This is a genomic window from Ignavibacteriales bacterium, from assembly GCA_015709675.1.
In the GTDB taxonomy this organism is placed as follows: Bacteria; Bacteroidota; Ignavibacteria; order Ignavibacteriales; family Ignavibacteriaceae; genus H2-BAC3.
In genome coordinates, this window is record CP054182.1 from 906,287 (window position 1) to 931,054 (window position 24,768).

20 protein-coding genes and 1 tRNA gene are annotated in these 24,768 nt (G+C 43.9%); 17 read left to right on the forward strand and 4 right to left on the reverse strand.

The features are described 5' to 3' along the window. Window positions 1-115: 115 nt before the first annotated feature. The 5 genes from HRU80_03255 (at window position 116) to HRU80_03275 (ending at window position 4,401) form a co-directional block, all read left to right on the forward strand. On the forward strand, window positions 116-271 hold the full coding sequence (locus HRU80_03255) for a hypothetical protein (protein QOJ27940.1): 156 nt from the start codon (window positions 116-118) through the stop codon (window positions 269-271). Between the two features lie 315 nt (window positions 272-586). Continuing rightward, window positions 587-1,183, forward strand: coding sequence for a class I SAM-dependent methyltransferase (locus HRU80_03260; protein ID QOJ27941.1), 597 nt, complete (start codon window positions 587-589; stop codon window positions 1,181-1,183). Beyond that, the gene (locus HRU80_03265; GenBank protein QOJ27942.1) at window positions 1,165-2,451 is read left to right on the forward strand and encodes a glycosyltransferase; all 1,287 of its coding nucleotides are present in this window, start codon (window positions 1,165-1,167) and stop codon (window positions 2,449-2,451) included. Before HRU80_03260 ends, HRU80_03265 begins: the two co-directional genes overlap by 19 nt. Window positions 2,452-2,807: 356 nt before the next feature. Next, a complete protein-coding gene (locus HRU80_03270) occupies window positions 2,808-3,095 on the forward strand; it encodes an HU family DNA-binding protein (protein QOJ27943.1) in 288 nt (95 codons plus the stop codon). A 115-nt stretch (window positions 3,096-3,210) separates the two neighbouring features. Continuing rightward, window positions 3,211-4,401 carry a T9SS type A sorting domain-containing protein gene (locus HRU80_03275; GenBank protein QOJ27944.1) on the forward strand — a complete coding sequence of 397 codons (1,191 nt, stop codon included), beginning with the start codon at window positions 3,211-3,213 and terminating at the stop codon, window positions 4,399-4,401. Between the two features lie 46 nt (window positions 4,402-4,447). On the opposite strand, the gene HRU80_03280 is transcribed toward HRU80_03275, so the two are convergent. Next, complete coding sequence (locus HRU80_03280) at window positions 4,448-4,951, reverse strand: hypothetical protein (protein ID QOJ27945.1); 504 nt, start codon at window positions 4,949-4,951, stop codon at window positions 4,448-4,450. A 76-nt stretch (window positions 4,952-5,027) separates the two neighbouring features. Here HRU80_03280 and HRU80_03285 point away from each other — a divergent pair, with 76 nt between their 5' ends. After that, on the forward strand, window positions 5,028-5,765 hold the full coding sequence (locus tag HRU80_03285) for an NRDE family protein (GenBank protein QOJ27946.1): 738 nt from the start codon (window positions 5,028-5,030) through the stop codon (window positions 5,763-5,765). A gap of 224 nt (window positions 5,766-5,989) precedes the next feature. Here the strand turns inward: HRU80_03285 and HRU80_03290 are convergent, their stop codons facing one another. Further along, a complete protein-coding gene (locus HRU80_03290; protein QOJ27947.1) occupies window positions 5,990-7,096 on the reverse strand; it encodes a response regulator in 1,107 nt (368 codons plus the stop codon). A gap of 208 nt (window positions 7,097-7,304) precedes the next feature. Between HRU80_03290 and HRU80_03295 the strand changes: the two genes are divergently transcribed. The 8 genes from HRU80_03295 (at window position 7,305) to HRU80_03330 (ending at window position 15,705) form a co-directional block, all read left to right on the forward strand. Further along, window positions 7,305-7,378: transfer RNA gene (locus tag HRU80_03295), tRNA-Arg, on the forward strand. Window positions 7,379-7,580: 202 nt separating this feature from the next. Next, window positions 7,581-8,648, forward strand: coding sequence for a site-specific integrase (locus HRU80_03300; protein ID QOJ27948.1), 1,068 nt, complete (start codon window positions 7,581-7,583; stop codon window positions 8,646-8,648). Beyond that, window positions 8,645-9,424 carry a hypothetical protein gene (locus HRU80_03305; protein ID QOJ27949.1) on the forward strand — a complete coding sequence of 260 codons (780 nt, stop codon included), beginning with the start codon at window positions 8,645-8,647 and terminating at the stop codon, window positions 9,422-9,424. The genes HRU80_03300 and HRU80_03305 overlap by 4 nt, the downstream gene beginning before the upstream one ends. Window positions 9,425-9,540: 116 nt before the next feature. Next, the gene (locus HRU80_03310) at window positions 9,541-9,801 is read left to right on the forward strand and encodes a helix-turn-helix domain-containing protein (protein ID QOJ27950.1); all 261 of its coding nucleotides are present in this window, start codon (window positions 9,541-9,543) and stop codon (window positions 9,799-9,801) included. Next, complete coding sequence (locus HRU80_03315; GenBank protein ID QOJ27951.1) at window positions 9,798-10,454, forward strand: hypothetical protein; 657 nt, start codon at window positions 9,798-9,800, stop codon at window positions 10,452-10,454. Before HRU80_03310 ends, HRU80_03315 begins: the two co-directional genes overlap by 4 nt. A 72-nt stretch (window positions 10,455-10,526) precedes the next feature. Further along, window positions 10,527-11,447 carry a hypothetical protein gene (locus HRU80_03320; GenBank protein QOJ27952.1) on the forward strand — a complete coding sequence of 307 codons (921 nt, stop codon included), beginning with the start codon at window positions 10,527-10,529 and terminating at the stop codon, window positions 11,445-11,447. Between the two features lie 992 nt (window positions 11,448-12,439). Further along, window positions 12,440-14,815 (forward strand): T9SS type A sorting domain-containing protein, encoded by a 2,376-nt coding sequence (locus HRU80_03325; GenBank protein ID QOJ27953.1) that lies wholly within the window; start codon window positions 12,440-12,442, stop codon window positions 14,813-14,815. Between the two features lie 209 nt (window positions 14,816-15,024). Next, window positions 15,025-15,705 (forward strand): hypothetical protein, encoded by a 681-nt coding sequence (locus HRU80_03330; protein ID QOJ27954.1) that lies wholly within the window; start codon window positions 15,025-15,027, stop codon window positions 15,703-15,705. A gap of 192 nt (window positions 15,706-15,897) precedes the next feature. On the opposite strand, the gene HRU80_03335 is transcribed toward HRU80_03330, so the two are convergent. Next, window positions 15,898-16,827 carry an STAS domain-containing protein gene (locus tag HRU80_03335; protein QOJ27955.1) on the reverse strand — a complete coding sequence of 310 codons (930 nt, stop codon included), beginning with the start codon at window positions 16,825-16,827 and terminating at the stop codon, window positions 15,898-15,900. A 206-nt stretch (window positions 16,828-17,033) separates the two neighbouring features. On the opposite strand from HRU80_03335, the gene HRU80_03340 reads away from it, so the two are divergent. The 3 genes from HRU80_03340 (at window position 17,034) to HRU80_03350 (ending at window position 21,349) form a co-directional block, all read left to right on the forward strand. After that, window positions 17,034-17,456, forward strand: coding sequence for a hypothetical protein (locus HRU80_03340; GenBank protein QOJ27956.1), 423 nt, complete (start codon window positions 17,034-17,036; stop codon window positions 17,454-17,456). 98 nt (window positions 17,457-17,554) lie between these two features. Continuing rightward, entirely contained in the window at window positions 17,555-19,687 is a 2,133-nt protein-coding gene (locus HRU80_03345; GenBank protein ID QOJ27957.1) for a S9 family peptidase, read from the forward strand. Window positions 19,688-19,840: 153 nt separating this feature from the next. Continuing rightward, window positions 19,841-21,349 carry a T9SS type A sorting domain-containing protein gene (locus HRU80_03350; protein ID QOJ27958.1) on the forward strand — a complete coding sequence of 503 codons (1,509 nt, stop codon included), beginning with the start codon at window positions 19,841-19,843 and terminating at the stop codon, window positions 21,347-21,349. A 331-nt stretch (window positions 21,350-21,680) separates the two neighbouring features. Here the strand turns inward: HRU80_03350 and HRU80_03355 are convergent, their stop codons facing one another. Continuing rightward, window positions 21,681-24,638 (reverse strand): T9SS type A sorting domain-containing protein, encoded by a 2,958-nt coding sequence (locus HRU80_03355; protein ID QOJ27959.1) that lies wholly within the window; start codon window positions 24,636-24,638, stop codon window positions 21,681-21,683. Window positions 24,639-24,768: the final 130 nt, after the last annotated feature.

The window sequence follows — 24,768 nt, forward strand, 5'->3', positions numbered from 1 at the left end:
ATTGTCAGAGGGCATGGTCGGGTTGTGTCAGTAGACGGATTGCATTGTAATTTTGCAGCTTTTCCGTCTGTAATTTATTAGTTTATTATTCAGTAACTAATGTGAGATTATTCTGATGCTGCAATCAATTGCTGCCCTGATCGTTGCGCTTTATGCTGTTAAAAAAAGCGCCGTTAAAAACACGTTCCGTTATAACCTGATCATCAGACGGCTGGAGCATTTTAAAAAACGCGAAACCCTCCGCCTGCAGAAAAACGGTTATCAAGTATGAATTATGAAGTATGAATGGTGAATTGTGAATTGTGAATGGTGAATTGTGAATTATTCCGGGTATATATTTAACCTCTTCCTCTGAGGTAAACTCTTTATTGTTCACTTTAAAACGTTGTAGTTCATAAATCGTCCGGGTTCATAAACCATCTTAGTTTATACATCATTTTATTGATAACCACCGAATTTCATAAATCCCATTAGTTCGTTAATCATATTGATAAAGCATATTCATGAGTAATTCATATTTTATATTTCGTACTTCACACTTCATACCTGCAATTCATAATTCATACCTCATAATTCATAATTAATCATGATTGAGTTCTGGAATTCCCGCTATTCTTCGGAAGAGTATGTTTACGGCACCGGGCCGAATGAGTTTTTTAAGGAACGGTTAGACCTTCTTCAGCCGGGGCGGATTCTGCTACCGGGGGAAGGGGAGGGGAGAAATGCTTTTTATGCACTGCAGAAAGGATGGCAGCCGGAAGCGTTTGACTGGAGCACTGCCGCAAAAGAAAAAGCCCAGAAACTTGCCTCAGGCAGCGGTTATGAGTTTGCCTACAACATCAGTACCTTTGAGGAGTTTGAACCGCGGCCGGAGACGTTTGATGCCGCGGCACTTATATATATTCATCTGCCTGAAGAGCAGCGCCGTCTGCTGCATCAAAAGGTGGTGGAGTCACTCAGGCCGGGCGGTGTGGTGATTCTTGAAGCGTTTGACAAGGAGCAGCTTGGCAAATCATCCGGCGGACCGCAGGATACCGATCTTCTCTACTCTCTGGCTGAGCTGGTTGAAGATTTTATTGATCTTGATTTTGAAGTGCTTACCCGCGCCGCTGTTCATCTGCGTGAGGGAAAATTCCATGAAGGGGAAGCATCCGTTGTCCGTTTTTGCGGAGTAAAGCGCTGAAAAAAGTTCTTTTTATTTCCTATTACTGGCCTCCTTCAGGTAAAGCTTCGCTGCATCTTCCGCTGCGGCTGGTAAAGCATCTTCCCGCATCCGGATGGCAGCCGGTTGTGCTTACGGTAAAGGAGGACGGCTTCTCAGAGCGGGATGAATCCATGCTGAAGGAGGTTGATCCTTCGCTTCCGGTTTACCGCACGGATGTGCTTGAGCCGTTTGATATATACCGTGCATTTACGGGGAAGAAAAAAGGGGAGCGGCTTGTTGCATCTGAAACCATTTCTAAGGAGAACCGCTCGCCCGCCCATCGTATATCCGTCTGGATACGGATGAACCTGTTTGTGCCTGACGCGCGTGCCGGGTGGTATCCTTATGCAAAAAAGGAGATTAAAAAAATCCTCCGCGAGCATGATATACACGCCATGGTATGTGTTGCTCCTCCGCACTCTTCCCATCTAGCCCCCTGGCGAATTTCACTTAAGCATGGAATTCCGTTCATTCCGCTGTTTATTGATCCCTGGGTGGATATTGTCTATTACCGTGGCATGAAGCGGAGCAGGCTTACGCTGGCGGCTGACAATTATCTGGAGAAACGCGTGCTGCAGGATTCAGCCGCGGCAGTTTTTGTGACCTCATCCATGAAGGATGATTATATACACAAATATCCCTCCATTGCCCAGAAGAGCAGCGTAATCCACTGGGGTTATAATGAAGAAAACTTTTCGGATCTGCAGCCCCCGTCTGAAAAAAAGGAGGGTCCGGTAACGGTTCTTCACGCGGGAAACATATTTGATTATCAGAATATTCCGCCGTTCTGGGAATATATAAAGAATAAACTCGCGGCAGGGATGGATATACGTCTGCGTTTTACCGGCAGTGTTTCCCCCGGCATCCGCGCCGCCATCAGCAGCTGCGGTCTTGACGGCATAACCGAATATACCGGATTTCTTCCTTACAGCGAGGTGATCGGCGAGATGATGCGGGCCGACTATCTGCTGGTCTGCGCCACTGAAAAGCGGCATCTTCCCGGCAAACTGTTTGAATATATACGCACCGGCAGGCCGGTCATTGCATTCGGTGATGATAACCAAGAGATCAGCGACATCCTCCTTAAAACCGGTAGCGGACGTCTCTTCGGGTATCAGGCGAGGGGGTGGGAATATTTTACCGCGGTTTCGGGGCTTAAGAAAGATTTTTCAAAAGTAATGCAATATGACCGTAAACATGCCGCGGGGCAGCTTGCTGAAATTCTTGACCGGGTTCAGGTGAAATAGCGCCGGTATATCCGGCTCCGTTACAGTTCAGCCTGTATATATTACTGTCTGAAAACAAACAAACATTCTCTTCCGGATTTCCACAGAGAAGGGGGAAACCTCCTGCCGGCACCCGTGCCGGAATCTCCCGTTTAGAGCAGTTGATACCGCGGCAGGCATCCCGTTTTAAGCCGGACCACACGCTGCTGAGCGTTCACCGTCCCTCCCCTTGCCCTTACTGAATGCCCCGGAACCACCATAAAATAAGGGTGAAACGCTTCCAAAATAATTTTTCCGTATGACATAAATCTTTTTTGTTTTGTAAAATAATTAGTATGTTTCGGCACACTTATAAACATAATCGGAGAGAAATCCCTATGGCAAAAGCAAAACCAATGACAAAGTCAGAAATACTGGCAAGCCTGTCCGCTAAAACCGGACTGACCAAAAAAGATTGCGCTGGTTTCCTGGATACCCTCGTTCAGATGGCATACAAAGAAGCAAAGAAAAGCTTTGTATTCCCTGGCCTCGGTAAACTGGTTGTTGTTCAGAGAAAGAAAAGAAAAGGAAGAAATCCTGCAACCGGTGAAACCATCACCATTCCGGCTAAAAAAGTTCTGAAGTTCAGAATAGCCAAAGCCGCAAAAGACGCTATCTTAGGATAATTCTTTTTGTAAAAAGCTCATAACCTCCTGTTGTGGGCTTTTTCTTTTTTAAACTCAGGTATTAAAAAGGGTTAGTTACAACCCGCGTACCTTATAACTACAAAGGAACAGCCACATGCTTAATAAATTACTTCTCTTTATTTTCGTTTCTTCCGGAGTGTTATTCCCACAGACGATAATCATTGATGATTTTGAAACGGGCCTTGGAAGATTTAATCTGGCGACCACCTTTTCCGGATCCACCGTTGGAATTTTACCTTCTGCCCCAACACTCGATTCCTCCTTTGCTGCGGTAAGCGGCACTAAATTCATTAAAGTTCAGCTTATTGATAACCCCGCAGATACCCTTAACTGGTTTGTCCGCTTTCTTTCAGGCACGGGAAGCCCGGCTAATAATCTGGTTCTGAATGACACCGGTTTTGTTGGCTACTGGATTAAGACGGATCGTCCGTATCTTTCAGCTTCGCTGATCATTGATGACCTTAACGCAAGCGGAAGCGGCGTTGGCACCAATGAAATTGCCGTTCCGATTCCTGTTATCGGTGACGGCGGATGGTATCTCTACTCATGGGATATGACCGACACCAACAGCTGGGATCCGTTTATTTCTTCCGGCAACGGGATGATTCAGGATCCTGTCACCATTGATGCTATTGTCTTCAGAGCCCCGTATCCGGCTAATCATAACGATACTGCAACTATTTATCTTGATAAAGTAAGCTTCAACGCAACAGAACCGCTTCCGGTTGAACTGGTATCATTTATGGCCACCTCAGAGCAGAATGAAGTCTGGCTGAAATGGATTACCGTATCAGAGCTGAATAACCGCGGATTTGAAATTGAGCGGAAATCAGCAGCCGGCTCCTCATGGGAGAAAATCGGATTTGTTGAAGGGCGCGGTACCGTGCAGGGCATGACCGGATATACCTTTACCGACAGGCCTTCGGTTCCCGGTACATATCACTACCGCCTGAAACAGGTTGATTTCTCTGGTGAGTTTGAGTATTCACAGACCGCTGAGGTTCTTTTTGCAGGACTGCCGTCAGAGTATTCACTCGGTCAGAATTATCCGAATCCCTTTAACCCCGGCACCAAAATTTCTTATTATTTGCCGGAAAAAGGTTTGGTAAATTTGTCTGTGTTTAATATGTTAGGCCAGAAGGTTGTTGAAATTATGTCAGGCCTTCAGGAAGCAGGCGAGCACACGATTGACTTTAATGCTGATGGATTAAACAGCGGTGTTTATATCTACACGCTTCAGGTTAACGGACGCAGCTTCTCGCAAAAAATGACCCTCCTAAAATAATACAGCTATACCCTTGGGCAGGTGTAAACCCCGCATCTGCCCATTTTTATTTTAAATCACTTCTCTTGTGCCCGAACCTGCCCAGCACCGCGTCATACAGTTCCCGTGAAACCTGTGAGAGTATATACGCGAGCAGATTTTTTCCGTCCGTGATGGAGTGAAAAAACGCAATTTCATTATCGGCTGAAATAATCCGCATCATTCCGCGGTTTTTTCCGTCAAAAACTCCCCCTTGCAGCTTTACCACATCGCTTACTCTGAAAGAAACCGTTTTTTTGCTGAAAAAATAATTGCTGCCGGTAATTACTCCGTCCTTAACGGTGATGGTAAAAGGCAATGTTTTCCAGATGCGGAAGAACCAGAGGTTAAACATCAGAATCATCCCTGCCAGAAGGATGGAATAAAAATACTCAAACAGACGGCCGGTCATCCCCCCGAGCATCGGGATAAGATACATCAGAAGAATTACTGTTATCAGAACATTCCCCCAGGAATAGAGCAGTCTGAAAAAGAGATTATAGGTGTATGTTTTGTTAAAATCATTATTCATTTGAGTGTGCATATCTTGTTATTATGCAATATAACATTTTTACACTTTATCCTCCGGAGCAGTTGACTGATCTGATATGTGTCTTATAGTTTTTGCGTACAAAACCCTCCCCGGGCAGAAATTGCTGCTTGCTGCCAACCGGGATGAATTCTATAACCGTCCGGCAGAACCGGCACGGCAGCGGGGTGATATCCTCTGCGGAATTGATCTTAAAGGCGGGGGCACCTGGCTTGGCATCACCCGTTCGGGCAGATTTGCTGCGCTCACCAATTACCGTGATCTGAAGAACATCAGGCCGGATGCTCCCAGCCGCGGGGCACTGGTCATGGATTTTCTGCGGGGTAGTATGTCCGCCGCGGAATATACTCTGCAGCTAACCGGAAAGAGCGCACAGTATAACGGGTTTAATCTTCTGGTAATGGATAACCATGAGATGCTCTGCTACTCAAATATCACCGATAAAGCCATCCTGCTTTCGCCCGGTATATACGGGCTGAGCAACGCGCTGCTGGACACGCCCTGGCGCAAAAATCTGACGGCAAAGCAGGGGCTTGCAGAACTGATATCCCGCGGTGAAACCGATGAGGAGCATCTGCTGAAGCTTATGCAGGATGAAACACATGCTCCCGATGATGAACTGCCTGATACGGGTGCCGGCTTTGCGCTGGAAAAAATACTTTCACCGGTATTTATAAAAAGTCCGGGCTACGGAACCCGCTGCACAACCATTCTTAAGATATCAGATGAGGGTATATATCAGTTTACCGAGGTGAGCTATGATGAGAAAGGGAAGACAATGAACAATTTACGATGAATTATGAAGTATGAATTATGAAGTATGAATTATGAAGTATGAATTATGAAGTATGAAGTATGAAGTATGAAAAATGAAAAATCAGTTATCAATCAAAGTCATTGTACCTGCCCATTGTCCGCGGATTTTAACGGATGCTGAAGCAGCGCTGATTACCACGGATTTGTATATTGCCCCGGCGGGTCTGTTAAACTCTTAACTTTTAATTTTTAACTTTTAACTGTCTAAAACTCCTGCGGCGGGCTGATTTTAAGATTCAGGGTTACGTTAAGACCCTGTTTTTCAGCGGGGGAGATGCTTATCCCCGCGGCAAAGATATCAGCACAGAGGTGCACACTTGCCAGCCCCAGTCCGCTTCCCTGCTGCTCCTGACGGCTCCGGTTAAACTGCACAAAAGCGCCTACGGAGGCAATCTGCTCGGCTGACATGCCGATGCCGGAGTCACGTATGGTCAGGTGATATATATCTTCATCTTTTCTGCCGGTGATGAGAACCTTCTGCCCAGGGCGTGAAAATTTAAATGCGTTATCCGTGAGCTCCGTAATCATCATCAGGAGATAGTCATACTGCAGTGCTATTTCGGCTGAGTCTGCCTCAACGGAAAGATCCTTCTCGCGTATATATTTCTTGCTGCAGCTTTTTACCATACTCTCAATCGTGCTTTTGCTGATAGGGCAGGTGCGGCCGCGGAGGCGCTGTTTTTCCTCATCGTTTTCGGCAAGAATCTGCAGATGGGTGAACATCAGGAATTTTTTTATTGTTTCACGCAGCCGGGCGGCTGAGTCAATGATATATCCTGCCATCTCGCTTATATCATCATGCGAGAGCAGAGCGTGGTCAGATTTGATGGTCTCGGCGAATCCGAGAATTGCGGCAAGGGGAGTATTCAGTTCATGAGGCATACTGAACCCGATACTATCCCGCAGGGCATTCATCCTCATTTCGCTGCGCTGCCGGAGCGCCTCGTTCTTTTTAAGTCGCAGCTGAATAGCGGAAAGAAGTTCGTCAGCCGAAAATGGTTTATAGAGATAATCATCCGCGCCAAGATTCATACCGCGCCGGATATCATCCGGCTCTGATTTTCCTGTGAGAAAGACAAAGGGAATAGTATCGGTAAGGGTATTTTCCCTGAGGCGGCTGATAACCTCATAGCCGTCCATACCCGGCATTACCACATCACAGAGGATAATATCGGGCTGAAGTGAGATTGCTTTTTCTACACCGGAGTTACCGTCCGGAGCTGATTCCACCATGAAACCCTCCGTTTCCAGTATCTGGCAGATACCCTCCCTGATACCGGAATCATCTTCAATAACGAGTATTTTTTTCATGATGACCGGAGAAAGAATTAAAAAATTGTTCATTCAAGATTGAAAAAGAACGGTAAAAAAAAAAGCAAAGAAGATACAAACCCGGATTTTGCTCAAAAAAAAACCCGATGCGGGACTGCAAACGGGAGATGAATGCACGAATAACCCGCAGGAAAATTGAAAAACCGGGGGTAATTGAGTAAATTTGGAGTTCTGAAAAGAAATAATTGCCCCTGTAGCTCAGCAGGATAGAGCAGCAGTTTCCTAAACTGTTGGTCGGAGGTTCGACTCCTCTCGGGGGCACAAAGCCCGAAAAACAAGGGAAATTGAGTGAAAACATGAATCACATAAAACCCTTAATATTAAGTACTTAGAAGCACTCATTCAATTTTCCCTTTCTGATTATTTCCTGTTTCTTCTTATTTTTGCACTCAATCGGTGGCGAATTGGTGCTGAATTTAAAACCGGAAGGAAATAGTTTCAGTTTTGAAAAAGGAACAGAACCATGAATGTAGCAAAAAGACTTGTTCACCTGAGGGAGCTCTCCCGGAAACATGGGATTCATTTTCAGATGTACTATCGGGATAGCGGGGGGAAAAGAAAATTTATTGTGCTGCCGAAGGGGATTGTCCTGACAGAAAAGAATAAGCAATATCACAGAGAGATTAGAGCAAAAGCCGAACTTCTGAGAGCTCAAAAGGAAAGAGAGCTTCTTCAGGGGGAATACGATATTCAGATCAAACAGAAGAATATCCTCTTTACCCCTTACATGATTAAAATAGGGGAGACAAAACCTAATAACAGGCGGAACTTTATAGGAGCTGCAAACCTCATTGAGGAACATGAACCCGGAATCCAGATTCAAAGTATTACCGCTGAATTCCTTCAGGGGTTCCGGAAGTTTCTTGAAGAGAGGAAACTTAAAGAGAACACTATCAAAACATACCTCAGTAAGGTCAGAGTCACCCTCAGAACCGCTCTCAGGGAAAAGATCATTTTCAAATATCCGGCAGAGGGGTTCAAAGTTGGGAAGTATGAACCGAAAACAATTTTTCTGACAGAAGAAGAAGTTAAGACCTTACTGAGAACACCTTGCAAAAGTGAAAAGGTGAAAGGGATATTCCTTTTTCAGTTATTGACCGCCCTCAGAATATCCGATGTTAGAAAACTCACAAGGGGAGATATTCAGGGAGACCGGATAAAATTCCGGCAGAGTAAAACAAAAGGACTGCATGAAATTGTAATAAGCCCCCAGATAGCAGAACTACTCAAAATAGAAGCGGGAATCATTCCGCTAAACAAAACAGAACCCCTATTTGATGTACCCTCAATGAGCTACCTGAATAAGATTCTTAAACAATGGGGGCAAGCTGCCGGACTCTCAAAAGTTGTAACAACCCATGTAGCCAGGCACACCGCAGCAACACACCTCTTAAGCACCGGAACAGATATAAAAACGGTTTCGGGAACTTTGGGGCACAAAGATTTAACCTCTACAATGGTATATATCCATGCGATTGATAAAGAGAGAGAAAAAGCAGCAAACAAATTAGGAGAACTGATTTCAGTATGAATGAAGAAATGATTATTGAATTATTGGAGCCGTTTCAGACAGACAAATTCAATGAGGGAATCAGAAAACTTCCGGCAGAAGAATTGGAGAGAGCTTTAATTCAGATTGAAGAAGAGATTTCCAAAATTAGCGGGAACGGTGAGAGCTTAAATATTACAAATCCTTATGATGATGAAGCTCTTTTTAAGCTTATTTTTGAGCTCTACACGGAAGAGGAAACCCCTCTGATTAAGAGAGCCGTAGAAGATTATATTTCAAGAGGTATATTAAAAAGGGAAGTATTAGAACCGGGAGAAAGATTTGCTAATTTACTCTTCAAAGAAAGAGAGAAGGTAAAACCTGAGGGAAAAGATAATCTTGAGGGGTATTTGACATATGTAAATGAAATCAAGAATGGAAATCAAAGATTGAGGGATTCTTATAATTATTACATCAAGATTCTTCTTCCTCTTATTGAGACCCTCAGAGCGGAACATATATCAAAACAGGCGAAAGAACCCGATACCCAAATAAGCGGAATTGAGCCAATTGAATGGAAAAAGGAAATTACAGACCTTTACTATTTTTTGAACAAATTGTATGAAAATGGGTATATCAATAATGAATGGAGGAAAATTTCAAAATTTTTTACTTTTCAGGGGAAACCAATCAAAGCAAAGAACATATCTCAGGGAATTTCTAAACTGAATAATTATAGGTCATCTGGATTAAAAGGATCAGAAACTATCTCTAAGATTATGAATTCTTCCAACAATGCATCTGAAGAAAAAAGTTGAGTGCTTAAAATAAATGGGATGCCAATAAACCGTTGCAACCTTGCAACGATGTTGCAAACTCCCCTACCTTAGCCCACCTAAATTGATTCATAGAATTTCAAATAATCAGAAAGGATATGAATCAAATGGTAACAACAACCCACTTACAGGAAGGATATTTAGGAGCGGAAGAAGCTGCCGAATTCCTGAATATTTCAAAATCACACCTCTATAAACTGACATTCAAAAACCGGATTCCATACTACAAACCCGGCGGGAAGCTGATCTATTTCAAGAGAGAGGAACTTTCGGAATGGGTAAAAAGGGGAAGAGTAAAAACCCTTGAAGAACTTGAAGCGGAAGTTGACTCTCTACCGGGAAAGGGCAAGAGAAAATGAAAACTTCAGTAACAGGATATTTACTCTTCACAAAAGATTTATTCAGCAGTACCAAATATACCAAAACTTCACAGGCGGGAGAGATTCCTAAGGGTATTTCTACTGATGTACTTTATCTAATTGACAGGACAAGCCAAGCAGTTAGGAATATGATTCATAAAATGAAGGGGGATTATTTACTGAGATCAAAGGGTAAAGAATTTCAAACTTCCCTCTTTATTTGTGATTCTTCTCAGTCTTACCTGATTGCAAGCGGAGATATTAAGGGAACTGAAACATTACTTATTCTCTTTCTTAAGCCGGGAGAGCAGATTGAAATATTTATTGCACCCGGAAAGAAGAAAATGAGAGGGGTTCTTCTGAAGCAGATTCAGGAAGGAAAGTTTTCTAAAGAGATCACCTCTCTTAGAAAAATGGCAGCCAAAAGCAGCGGAGATATTTTCAATGATTCTCTCAATTTTGATATATCTCTTCCGGAAATTGATCTGTCTTTTGATCTTGAAGAACAGCTAAATTTTGATATTCCAGACCCAATGGCAAACCTGAGAGCCCTTGATTCAGATTACTCAGAGACTCAAAAACCGATAAAGAAGAGAGCTTCAGGGAACCGGAAAAAACAGCGGGGGAGAAGTGAAAAAACTCATTCTCTTTAATATGTGTATTTCGGCACTATTTATTGCCGTTCAATATTCTGTTTACTCTGAAACACAAGCCGGAATAAAGGAATGATTGATTTACTCAAATTTCGGATTGAAGGATATATGAAACCGCCCTCTTGTTTGGAGATCAGAAAGGAATATCAAAACAACCGGAAGGAAATTCAAACTGAGGGAGCTATCAGAAATATGAAACTTACCTATACAGAAAGAGGGGTTTTTGGTAATGGCAGTCTTGCAAAGCTTTTTTTCGGTAATAACATAGCGGACTTAAACTACTCTGATCTGACTGAAGGTGCGGAAGAACTCTCTGATTCACTTGAAACCCCATTGAGTGATATTCATATTTATTCAATGGAAGTAGGGTTCACTACCTTGATGAAAAATCCCTCAAAAGAATATCTTTCCAAGATTATGGGGGCAAAAGGTTTGTTGACTCAGGAATATGAAACCGGGAAGCGGTTCTTAAACAAGGGGAGCAGAGCCATAAAGTTTTATGATAAGGGGAAGGAAATTCAGGCGAAGAAGAAAACAGAAAATATTCCCGAAATTAGGGGATTGAATTTTCTGAGAACTGAAATAAAATTGAACCGATTGAACACCCTGAAACTACCTTCACCGGGAAAGCAGACTTTGAAAAGTATTATTCAGGCAGATCAGTTAATGAAGTTATCAGAGATATTTGATTCACAGATTAAAGAGATAATCTTTATGAGACATATAGCCGACATTCCAGAAAAGATAAAGACTCAGAAGGACTTAGAGAAACTCTTCAGGCAAACAGGAATAGAATCATTCCGAAAAAAGGGAATTGATATTGAATCCCTTATTTCCTCTCTCCCGGTTAAGGAACGGCAGAAGAGGAACCTCAGGAAGAAATATTTGCTGCCGGATTATTCCTCAGATATTTATGAGCCCTCTGAAGAAGAAAAGGAATTCCGGGAAAAGCTGAATGAGAAAATTTCTGTTTTCAGGGAATCAGTTTATTAAGCCCCCTCTCAGATATACCCTCAGGGAGAGAACCTCTCTCATAAGAGCCCTAATTGATAAATTCAGGGGTTATCTATAATGGATTAAAATAGATTCCCCTCTGATCTGAATCCTTAATAAAAATGAGCCGGAGAGCACACTTCCCGGCTTATCCTCCCGGTAAACTAATTCCTCTACATTAGAGGCAAAATAGCGGAATATAGCGGAACATAGTGCAAGGCGGAGCTTCAAAACAATTGAAAGAAAATTGATTGAAGAGATATTCCCTTTACTGAAACATTAAAAAAAGGAAGAGATTCCCTCTCTCCGAAAAACCCACTTTCCAGAACCCACACCCGGCACCAGTCAATTGATTAGAGTTAAATACCAAGCTGTGAATTGAAAGAAAATTGAATGATTAGGCAGCAGAACCAGAAGAATAAGGGAGTCGGGAACTCATAATTTATCTTCATTCAATGAGATCAGTTTTCCGGGTTTTTGCCTATTATTTGCTCAATCGGTGGCGAATTGGTGCTTTTTTAAGTGTATATACTGACTGAACCCCTTTTATATCAATTGTTTATGAGGATTAGTCTTGTGCCTCTCGGGGGCACAATGCCATAAAAACAGGGGAAATTCTTTGTGCCTTAGCGTCTTTGAGCGGGTTGTGCTGTGTCATCCTAAAGCCGGAAAGGTCTCCCGCAGATTCCGCAGATAAACGCAGAAGCATCTTCATCAGAACGATATTTTCCAGGATTCTAAAAAACAAGCCCCCTCATTTATGTTTATCAACAAACCTTACAGCCATATATATAGGTGTGTTGGCATTAGTTGCCAATTAGCAACTAATTCTCTTTTTTAATAGGAACTTCTCTCATTGTAGAAAAACAAAAAGTGTCAAAACAGGCCAAAAACAGGGTTTTTTTGCTTATCTGTTAGCAATAGATATGGCACAGATATTGACCTGCGGAAAGGGTATTCTGTAACTAATTTATTCAATGCAGAGGTTCTCTATGAAATCTAAATTACTCTTCGTGCTCGCAGTGCTGATGCTGGTAACAACAGCAGATGCACAGCGCGCAAAAATCAAGCTTGAAAGAGTTACGTATCGCACCGAATTGCCAAATGTCGGAACAAACTCCGTTGCAACAGGAATGTATGTTATCCCTAACGGACAGTATGCATATTTCGTTGCACAAAATATTGGCAATACCGAACCGATTCTTACCAAAACTTTCACGCTTGAATCAAAACCCGCAGGTTCAGCAGCAGTCATCAATCAGATGCCTGATTCTGTTCAGGGCGGCGGATGGTATAACTTCAAGTCAGATGTAAAAGGCGAATACAAGGTAAAACTTGTTATTACCACCGCATCTGGCACCGATGATACCACCATTTCAGTTTTTTCAGGAAACTATGTTGGCGTTGGCGGATTTGAAGGCACCACAGCGGCTTATCCTCAGTGTATGAGCTGCCACGGCTCAATGCCTGCTTTCCAGACCATCTTCAGTGAATGGAACACTTCCATGCACGCTCAGGGTCTAAAGCTTCTTCTTTCCTACGATAACGGCGCTACTCATCACTTCCGCGCAAACTGTATTAAATGTCACGCCACCGGACCAGACCTGTTTATCGAATCAGCCAATAACGGATTTAATGATCTGGCTACCCAGCTCGGATGGGCATTTACAGCAGTTCCAAGCCCGGCTAAATGGGACAGTTTAAAGACCGGTTTCCCTGGTCTTATTAACCATGCAACCATCGGCTGCGAAAACTGCCACGGTGCAGGCAGCGAACACGCTCAGGCAGGAGACAAGAAGAAAATTCAAATCTCCCTTAATGAAGGTGTCTGCATGCAGTGCCACGACCGTCATAGCGGCGGAACTCAGTACAATTCTTCAAAGCACTCCATAGCGGTGTGGAGCAGTTCTTTTGCACAGACAGCATCAAGCCAGAACAATAATCTTCAGAACTGTATCCGCTGCCACGATGCAAAAGGATTCATCAACTATACCAAAGGATTTACGACCAATACCACCGGTATGCTGGAAGCAGATCACGAAGTTATCTCATGCCAGACCTGCCACGATCCTCACAAGGGCGGACTCCGCACTTCACCGGTTGCAGGTGATACACTTGGTAACGGCTTTAAATACAGCGTAGCCGGAAGTGATTTCGGCGGCGAAGGTAAGCTTTGCATGAGCTGTCATAAGTCAAGAAGAGACAATGTGTCGTATGTAGCTACAAACGTTACTTCATCACACTGGGGTCCTCACTATAATGCTCAGACTGATATTCTTTTAGGTCAGAATGCTGCAGAATTTGATGCCCCTTATGCTCAGTCTAATCATAAATATGCAGTTGCAAATTCATGCGTTGACTGTCATATGGTTGCTGGTCCTGAATCTTCATCAGATCCAAACAGAAACACCGTTGGTGAACACACCTTCGGACTCCGCAATCCTGCAAATAACTTTGAATATACTGCCGGCTGCGTAAGCTGCCACGGTCCAAAAACCAGCTTTGCTGATTTCGTAGCTGCAATGGACTATGACAATGACGGTACCATTGAAGGTATTCAGGACGAAGTTAAAGGCCTGAAAAAATGGCTCGTTTACTGGCTCCCACCTGCAGGTGTTGACTCTGTCAGCTGGCAGCTGATCGGCAGCACACCAAACAACACCAATCTGAAAAAAGCTTACTGGAACTATAAGCTTATTGACGGCGACGCAAGCTATGGAATGCACAATACCAAGTACACCATCAGCGTACTCCTGAAATCAATCTATATGATTGGCGGAGACGTTCCTGTTGAACTGCTTTCATTCACCGGTGCTCTTGACAATAACGTTGTTAATCTGAAATGGGAAACCGGTTCAGAAGTTAACAATAAGGGCTTCAATGTTGAAAGAAAAGTAAACGGCGAATGGAAATCCATCAGCTTTATTAACGGTAAAGGAACAACTACTGAAGCTACAAGCTACAGCTACAGTGATGATCTGCGCAATGCAAACGTCAACGGTACGGTTGTTTACCGCCTGAAACAGGTTGATATGGACGGATCATACACCTATACAAAAGAAATTGAATTCAGCCTTGGACAGGTTCCGCAGGAATTTGCTCTCGAGCAGAACTTCCCGAACCCGTTCAACCCAAGCACCACCATCAAGTTTGCAGTTCCGGTTAACGGAAATGTAAAACTGGCTGTTTATGACGCAATGGGTAATCTCGTAAAAGTTCTTGTTGACGAAACAAAGGCAGCAGGAAAATATGAAGTTACCTGGAACGGCGACAATAACAGCGGAGCAAAAGTAGCAAGCGGCGTTTACTTCTATAAGGTAAGTGCAGGCACCTACACAATGACCAAGAAAATGGTTATGATGAAGTAATATATACTTCACCGCACACGAACATACTTCTTATAAAAGGCACCCCGGAAGGGGTGCCTTTGTTTTATGAAGTATGACTTTCCACTCCCACTCTCAGTTCTTCCTGTCCCGGATTTGATCACCCCGCGAAAAGATTCAACTTTTCTGAGTATTTTTCCCTGCAGTTAATTGTAAATTATACATTGTACATTCTTTGTAAGGTTCCGGTCATGGAAAAGGTTTTGCTGCTGATTGTTTTGCATTGTATGGTTATTCTTCCTCAGGTCAGGGTGCAGGACCTTATGAAAGATCCCGTAACAGATCTTTCCCCCTTCAGCTATAACTCATATGAAAAACTATTCTCTCCCCCGGAAGTTTACATAATGGATGTAATGCTGCGGGACAGTTCAGAAATTTCTTATGATTCACTTTATCGCGCGTATGATACGGTACGTACTGTTTATGACAGGGTATTTTCCGGAATCGGGTTCGGGCTGTATTTTGAAAAGGATGAAAAAGGAGAGCTTGATGTTTGGTACACCATTGATCTGCCGTTTGGGTTCAGCGTTAATCCGTTCAGTTTTTATGCAGTGCTGCGTTTAATGCGGAGGCCTGAATACCCGCAGGAAAACTATGATGTTCCGGAACCGCCGATGATTTTTGATCTCTCCTATCTGCTCGGGGCTTCGGTCCGGATTGATATATATAAAAAAATCTCACTTCAGCCGGTAGTGCGGAAAGTGATCAGAAAGGGAAAATCAGATGAATATAATCTCGGGCTGCAGATCAGGGCTGGAAATCAGCTGGGCGGCTTCTATGCTGATTATCATTATGCTCTCTCATCCTTTGATGATTACGTAAGCATCGGTATGGTACTGCCCGTGAGTGTGTTGTTCCTTCAGGAGTGGTAAGAAACGTATGGGGCTAAAAGGTTAACAGCTTCCGGTCTTAAAAGAAATTTCGTAATAAGACGCAGAAAAGTTTTACAACACAATTCGCCGCGGCGAAAAGTAAAGGTCAATGAAAAGTAACAGGGAGGAAGAATTCGCGCTAAGCCGCAAGGAAGAAGTCTGAATCAATTCATAATTCACACTTCGTAATTCTTAGGACATAATATCTTTTCTGATAGCGAAGACGTCTTCGTTTTCGTTTCGCTGCCAGGAGGCCTCGGAGGAGAGTTCGGTAATCAGCAGAAGACCATAATGCTCCGGCACTTCAAAATTCCCCTGATCACGCTGGGGATTTTCGCGGCGCGAAAGTGATACACTGTAGGGGGACTCAGCATGGCAGACCACTTCGTTCACGTTATCCTGATAAACCACATAGTTTTTTCCGACCACATCCGGCCCGTAGGGAGGCGGTATAAGAACATCCCCCTGCTGGGTGAGGGTATCACGGTCAACCGGCTTGATAAAGAAACCGTTGCCCGTGGTGATGGTCTTAACGTAAAAATGGAAGGGATGCAGTTCAAAGAGAAATTTTACAATATTGCTGCGTGAGTGCTTTACGCAGTTTGAAAAGAGCTCGTATATAAGCACCTGTATTTCGTGGATGATCTTTTCCATCTCCTGCGGATTGGGGTGATCATAATGATGCTGAATAAGCGCGCGGGCTGAATCACTGATGAAGTGTATATACTTCATTTCCCCCGGAAGAGTGATGATAATCTTGTTGTTTACGGAGCGGTTATTGGTCATAAAGTGATACACTGCGCGGTTTACTGAACTGTATATCTGGAAGACCCCGTCCAGACGGAGCATTTTGATAAGCGAACGGATATTTTTATCCAGGCAGGCAAGTTTAATAAACCCTTCCGTGCCGGAAAGCTGCTTCCGGGCGGTAACCATTGCGGCGAGAAAAGAACTGTCTGCAAATTCAACGGAGCTGAAATCAACGACAATTTTAACTCCGGCATCATTACGGATCAGATTCATGATCTCACTCAAGAATTTTTCCGTGTGCTCATTAGTGGCCCGGGGTATTTGCAGTTTCAGGACGTGAACTCCTGAAATTTCTTCTATGCTTGTAATCATCCTGGATGGGAATATGAATAAATAATTACTGCCGTAGCAGGAGGCAAAATAATGAATAAAACCATAACGGAGAAACCGGTAAAAAACTATCTTCTGCTGAAAACCGAATGAATTTTACCCCGGAAAGAGGAAAAAATGGTTAAAATTGCGTATTTGTATGCTATTGCTGAAGGTTGTAATTTTACCTATTATTGAAAATGATTTTTATGAAAAAACTGGTACTTCTCCTTCTCCCGGTGTTCTTTCTGCTGCTGCAGAGCTGCGGAGGCACGCTTACCAACAGCATCACGGTGAAGAACTCCGCCACGAATAATGTGTATCTGAATATCTTTGGCCAGCTGATTACCGTTGCCCCGGGTCAGACTCAGGTGATCAAAAATGTGCAGAAAGGGGATTACGACTATCAGACATCGTTTGACGTCCCCTCCGGCGTATCAGGGTCATCAGTTGAAGGCAACGGCACCGGAACCCTCACAATGGCGCCATCAACCAAAATCACCATATTTTTTACCAGCCGGATACAATCTCAGCAAGGGGGCGGCGGAGCAGGCGGTGAGCAGTCGAACTACATCCTGATTATAACGATATCCAGTTCCGATAAATCCTCCGGAGAATCTACCTCTCCCTGACGGGATGGGGAAGCTCACCGGAAATCCTCAACTAAAAAAGACCGGAACGGGCATTCTGTCAGATCCGGTTTATGATAAACCACATACATCCAATACAAATGACAGAAGCGTTTACTACCCGGATTTGGCAGACAGTTATTCTGCTGCTCGTGTTATTTTCTCATTCCTATTCCCAGAAAAAGGAGACCGACCTGACAAAACCCCCTTCCGCTAAAAAAACAGCCAAAGAGCTGACCGCCCACGGAGATACCCGCATTGACCACTATTACTGGCTGAACAATCGGGAAGATCCGGAGGTTATCAGTTATCTTGACGCGGAAAACGCATATACTGCACGGATGCTGCAGCATACGGAAAAGCAGCAGGAGGAGCTTTTTGAGGAGATGAAGGGGAGAATAAGACAGAACGATAAATCAGTGCCCTACAAACTGAACGGATTTATCTATTACACCCGCTATGAGGAGGGGAAGGAGTACCCGTTTTATTGCCGGAGAGCGCTGCATGAAGGGGCTCCGGAAGTTATCATGCTTGATGTGAATGCCCTTTCAGAGGGGTACAGTTATTATCAGATCGGCTCGGTGCAGATCAGTCCGGATAACAGTATTGCCGCTTATGGCGTGGATACACTCAGCCGCCGTATATACAGCATCAAATTTAAGAATCTGGCAACGGGGGAGTATTACAAGGATGAAATTCCGAATACCACCGGGTCGGTTGCCTGGGCTGATGATAATAAAACCGTCTATTATACGGTAAAGGATAATACCCTGAGGCCGTACCGTATATACCGCCACCGGCTTGGCGATGATCCGGCCAATGATGTGCTGATGTATGAAGAGAGCGATGCTACATTCAACTCCTGGGTTTACCGCGCGGCATCAGGCAGATTTATTATTATCGCCTCAAGCAGCACGGTTTCAAATGAATACCGGATTCTTCCGGCGGATAATCCCGGAGGAGAGTTTGCGGTATTTGAGCCGCGTCAGCGCGGGCACGAGTATTCCATCGCAAGCGTGGGGGATAAGTTCTACATCATTACCAATCTTGACGCAAAGAATTTCCGTCTGATGGAAACAACGGCTGATAAAACGGAAAAGAAGCACTGGAAGGAAAAAGTTGCTCACCGCAGTGATGTTTTTCTTGAGGGCATGACACCGTTTAACGATTATCTGGTGCTTGAAGAAAGAAAGAACGGACTGATTGGTATCCGCGTGATGAATCTGAAGGAAAATAAGGAACACTATATCAATTTTGGCGAGGAAACGTATGTAGCGTGGAGTTCAACCAATCCGGAACCGCAAAGCGAACTTTTCCGCTACGGATACTCATCGCTCACAACGCCAAACTCTGTATATGATTATAATATGAAGACAGGAGAGAAAATTCTCCTGAAGCAGGATGAGGTTGTAGGTGATTTCTCGGCGGAGAATTACCATGCTGAGCGTATATATGCAAAAGCAAAAGACGGGAAATCCGTTCCCATTTCACTTGTTTACCGGAAGGGAACCAAAAAAGACGGCACCGCCCCGCTGCTGCTCTACGGATATGGTTCTTACGGCATCAGCTCCGATCCTTATTTTAACGCGGCACGGTTAAGCCTGCTTGACCGGGGATTTATTTATGCCATAGCACATATCCGCGGCGGACAGGAGCTTGGCAGAGAGTGGTACGAGGATGGCAAACTGCTGAAAAAAATTAACACCTTTACTGATTTTATTGCCTCGGGTGAATACCTGGTACAGCAGAAATATACATCAAACAGCAAAATGTTTGCCATGGGAGGAAGCGCCGGCGGGCTGCTGATTGGCGCAGTGGTGAATATGGCCCCGGATCTTTTTCACGGTGTGATTGCATCCGTTCCGTTTGTGGATGTGGTAACGACCATGCTTGATGCCTCCATTCCCCTTACCACGGGTGAATATGATGAGTGGGGAAATCCGGAAGTGAAGGAGTACTATGAGTATATGCTCTCGTATTCACCGTATGATCAGGTGGAAGCAAAAAAATATCCTCATATGCTGGTACTCACCGGACTGCATGACTCGCAGGTGCAATACTGGGAGCCGGCCAAGTGGGTTGCAAAACTTCGCGACATGAAAACCGATACGAATCTGCTGCTTCTTGATACCGATATGGAAGCAGGCCACTCAGGCACTTCAGGAAGATTCAAGAGATTTAAAAAGACCGCGCTGCAGTATGCTTTTTTGCTTGAACTGGCAGGCGTAAAATAATTTCAGGACGCAAACAACAAAAGGAGACTGCTTATAACACCAAAAAGATCAGCCCGGGCATCTTTATGGATTGAACAACTTTTTTTTATTGTATTATTTTTCGCAGGCATTACGCACACAGAAGCGCAGGTTATCAGGAGCGGTGATATACGGGTGTTTCTGGACAGTCTTGCCGCAGCCATTCCCGCTGATACCGGTACGGATGCATATACCGAACCGGCCGCGGAAGATGAGGTTAACTGGAAACTTGCGGTAAAGCGGGTTCTGGAAAGTGACTTTAGCAGCGCGCATACCAGCGCCGGATCATTCGGTTATGGTATATATCAGTTTACTGATACCGAAAGCCAGAAGATTTATTACATTCTGGCTAAAACCTCAGGGGGTATAAACTACTGGGGGTACTTCGCTTTTAATGGTTCTGCTTCCCGGCAGAAGCTGATTATTCAGGCGCCTCACTCACGCTACGATTTCAAAACCGAGCTCCAGAGCAATTATGTATTCTGGAAATCAGGAGCCAGGGCACTCTTTGTTGCAGGGATTCACCGGTGCAATGCAACGGGGTATTCCTCCTGCGCGGGTACAACCACGGTCTGCCAGACCTCCGGATTATCTGAGAAATTCAGAAAATCAGATCCTGCTCATAACGTAAACAGTACTTTTCAGTTCACCACGTATATAGTTGATTCCGCCCTTACAAACTCCATATTCGTGCAATTACACGGATTTGCTTATACACCGACCGACCCGGATCTGATTATGAGCAACGGAGTAACCGCGGATCCCGTGACGGATTATCTCTCCACGCTTAAATCCGAACTGCTCGAACTGAATGACACGCTTGATTTTAAGATACTCCATATAGATACCACCTGGAATAAACTGACGGGAACAACCAATGTGCAGGGGAGGATGATTAACGGCTCACTGAATCCCTGCGGAAGCTCCGCCTCTGTTAACTCCGGCAGATTTCTGCATATTGAACAGGTATATACGAATCTGCGGGACAATGAAACAAGCTGGGATGTAATGGCAACGGCTATAATTAACACGTTTCCTGAAGACCCGCTGCCGGTTGAGCTTTCACAGTTTCAGGCCGCAGTATCAGGGTTTAACGCGAATCTCTACTGGCGCACGGAAACCGAGGTAAACAATTACGGATTTGAGATTGAACGGCTGCAGCAGGAGAGAAACGATAATGGTAACGCTGCAGATGATTGGCGAACCATAGCTTTTGTACCGGGGTATGGCAATTCGAACTCTGCCAGGGAATACAATTTTACCGATAAAGAACTTACCGCAGGAACATATCTGTACCGTCTGAAGCAGATTGATACCGACGGCGCGTATGAGTATTCCCATTCGCTGAGTGTAACAATCAGGGAATCAGGATTTGTGCTGTATGGCAGTTATCCTAATCCGTTTAATGCATCAGCGGTTATCTCCTACTATCTGCCGGAAGAGGAGCATCTGAGGATTGAGATATTTGATGTGCTGGGGAGAAAACAGCGTGATCTTGTAAATGCTGCAAGGGGGGCAGGACTTCACAAAGAAAGCTGGGACGGCACTGACAACAGCGGAGGCCTTCTGCCGTCAGGAGTGTATATATACCGGCTGAGGACGGGAGAAATCAGTGTCTCGGGAAAATTACTTATGCAGAAATAGATGTATAGAATTATGAAGTATGAATTATGAAGTATGAATGGTGAATTGTGAATGGTGAATGGTGAATGGTGAATGGTGAATTATGAAGTATGAACTTCGCTCTTCACAAATTCGTACAGACAGAGAACAATCCGTCTAAGCAATGTACAATTAACATTAAATAATGTACATTTTTTGAAAATTGATTAATCTTCGTACAGACAGATGACAATCTGTCTCCAACAAGGCGGATTGAGTTTTAGCGCAGAGTCCGCAAAGCTATGCGCCAAGTAACGCAGAGGTTAATAAAAAACTCACATTATTTTGGCGCTAAACAATTTTCAACTCTCAACTATTTCAGCAATGTCATCTTTCTGGTAATACTGGTTCCGTTCCACTCTGCGCGATAGAAGTAGATGCCCGATGAAAATTCAGCGGCATTTAAGGTAATGGTGTGCTCTCCGGCCTGCAGTACCTCGTTTGTTAATGATCTTACTTTCTGACCGAGGATGTTATATATATTCAGTTTAACCAGACCCGCAGCCGGTATTGCAAATCGAATGGAGGTTTCCGGATTAAACGGATTCGGGTAATTCTGTGATAGTGAAAACTCTGCCGGAATAATCGCGGTGTTTTCTACTATGGAAGTTGTATAATCAGTAAAGTTGCTGTTGTAAATCTGATGGGCAAAATCTGTGACATCCTGCACTTTTTTAATTGAGTTTAAAGCAGTATTACTTCGTCCTATTGCCAAAGAAACTAAAATAGAAACCGGTTTGTTTTTTTCCATCCTGAAAGGCCCGGCAGTGAGCAGAAAACGCTGATCAATGTAAGTGTTATTGAGCCACCCCGTACCAGAAACCGGGTTACCGCTATACATAAAATGAGGATTAATATTATCGCAGTCTGAAAGTGCAGGACCATTCCCAAAGCTCCACTCGCAAACATCAATCGGCTGCCCCCAATTATCATTTCCAAGTTGTATATTACGAAGCATTGCAGTTAAAGTTTGTGATCCAACCTGCGGATGTGACTGCATTGTTTGCATAAATGAAGAGACAGGAACAAAACGGGCACCGGAAATAGTACGCTGTCCTATAGCAGGGCCTAAATTCACTGATACTGAATCCAGCGGAGTATCAGTACCCTCATCATAGAGACCGTTGCTGTTACTATCAATATAAGTGACACCAGGAATATATGTATAAGGAAGCTGAGTAAAACTCTGCATGAACGCAGGCGGATTTTCACCAAATTCAGTATCACCGCCGTCATTGTAAGCATAACCTCCGTTACGTGTTGAGTCAGACCCGATTAAATCATCTGAGTAATCTCCAAGATCAGGGTCAGAATAGACAGAAAAGTAAACATCATCCAGAACATCATGCGTGCCCTTGTTAGTAATAGTATAGCCAATGAAAGCCGTTTCATTAAAACCACTCGTTGAAAGGGATTTAACAAAAACCGATTGAGCTACCTGAATTCCAAGGGGGTGCTGATCTCGAAATAAGCGTTTTAGACTTGGCACTGCATCGTTATAAACCGTATATGATGTGTAGTCTCCAATCAACAATGGAGCATCTTCATTTTGATCCCATTGGTTATTACCATTCAGGTCAGTTGGTTCATATATGCCATCATTGTTGCCATCATAAAACTCAGCACCTGTTTGAACTGCATAGCGATACTTTTGCCATGCTTCACCAAAGGGTGCGTCTGATGAACGGACAACAAAAATTGAACTTCTTGGGTCTGCCGTATCTCCCCCGACAGTGCCGGGGAGGTAATCGAACAGACGAATGGCCAAAGAATTTCCATTAGCCCAGAGAGAATTACCGGCAAGACCTGACAGGGTGAAGCCGGACGTAAAAAGGAAATCCTTATTGTCATATTTACCTGAAGTAAATCCACCCGCATTGTTATAAGGAATGCTCATAAGACCTGCCTGTAGTGTATCGATTAACTTGACATCGCCTATTGAGAAAAACGAGTTATTGAAAGGAGTTGTGGTCTGTATTCCCGAACCGCCAGTTACTATAGCTTTCCAACGAACGAAATCCCCGGTAGCAAAATCACCAATTGCGTGTGAGTAGATATGATCTCCTGCTATTGAGTCGCTGAACATTCCCTGATCATTAAGAGAAATAAGTTCAACCGCACCATTATTTTTGCTTATTAATAACTGGACAGATGCAAGAGGTGAATTTTCAGTTTTTACTCTGACTCTAAACTCATCATGCCCGGAACCCGCATCAGTAATTGCATAATAACCGTATATGGCCGGAGGTACCGGTTCATCAATAGTTCCGTATGTTGAACCAGTATAAATTGCCATGCCTGAGGAGTCACGATTGCTGAGAAAGCAAAACATATTACCAGTAAAAGAAACAAAAGAATAAAAGTCGTCCCCCCTATAATTAGTAATTTTATGGGGATTGCTGAAAGGAGGGTATCCGGTTCCACTGGTGACTTTGAAAATGTCATTTTGCATTAATGGCGGATGTGGGGTTGCAACAGCGTTTTCAAAATAGATGCTGATCGTGTCTCCGCCCTCTTTGTTGACCTTAATATGTCTGGGTGTTAGCATATTAGCAGCTATAAGGAGAGGGCTCGTCCAGTCAGAGCCCCCGTTTGTTGAAGATATAGAATATATACCGGTTTGGTTGGTATAAGAATACACGCACCACAATTCGCCATTTGGAGTTTCAGTGACAACACCGGAAGACACCCCGGTTAGTGCGGGGCTCCCTACTTCCAGGGGAATGGACCAGGTTAAACCACTGTCGCTGCTGACCGACCTGTAAAGTTTACCAGATCTGCTATGAGAATAGAATATTTTTCCATTAGGTGATTGAGTAAAAAAACCGCTGCGAGCTGCTCTTTTCGCTAGCGCGGTTATACCATTTAAAAGTTCAGCCGGAGCTGACCAGGATTCTCCATTATCATCTGAATAGATAAAAAAGTGCACTACTGCTTTACAGCCAAGGAGGATTCGTCCGCTGGGTAATTTGATAACGGTTATCGTATGGGTCGAGTCAGCAGTGGGCGGGAAGTCAGGGAAAATAATTTCATTACTATTGGATTGCCAGACACCGTTAATCTGCTTTTTGTGCCAGAGTTTTTTTCCTGCAATTGGGTTGTTTTCAACCCAGAATAAATGAACAACTCCATCATCGCTTTGTATTAAGGCAGGTGAGAAGAGTTGGCTAATTGAATTGTCGATGGGAACTTTTTGCATCTGTGGGTAAAGAGATGCTGAGAGAATGTAGAAAAAGATTATTCCGAAAAAGATGAATTTGCCAGCGAACATTTAAGGACCCTTTAAATATTTCACGAAACTTAGTAAAAATTGATAAAACCACCAAATCTTGAATTCTGAAGTCTCAATTATGAAGTATAGATGTCTTTTTCTCCTACTTCGTACAGACAGAGAACAATCT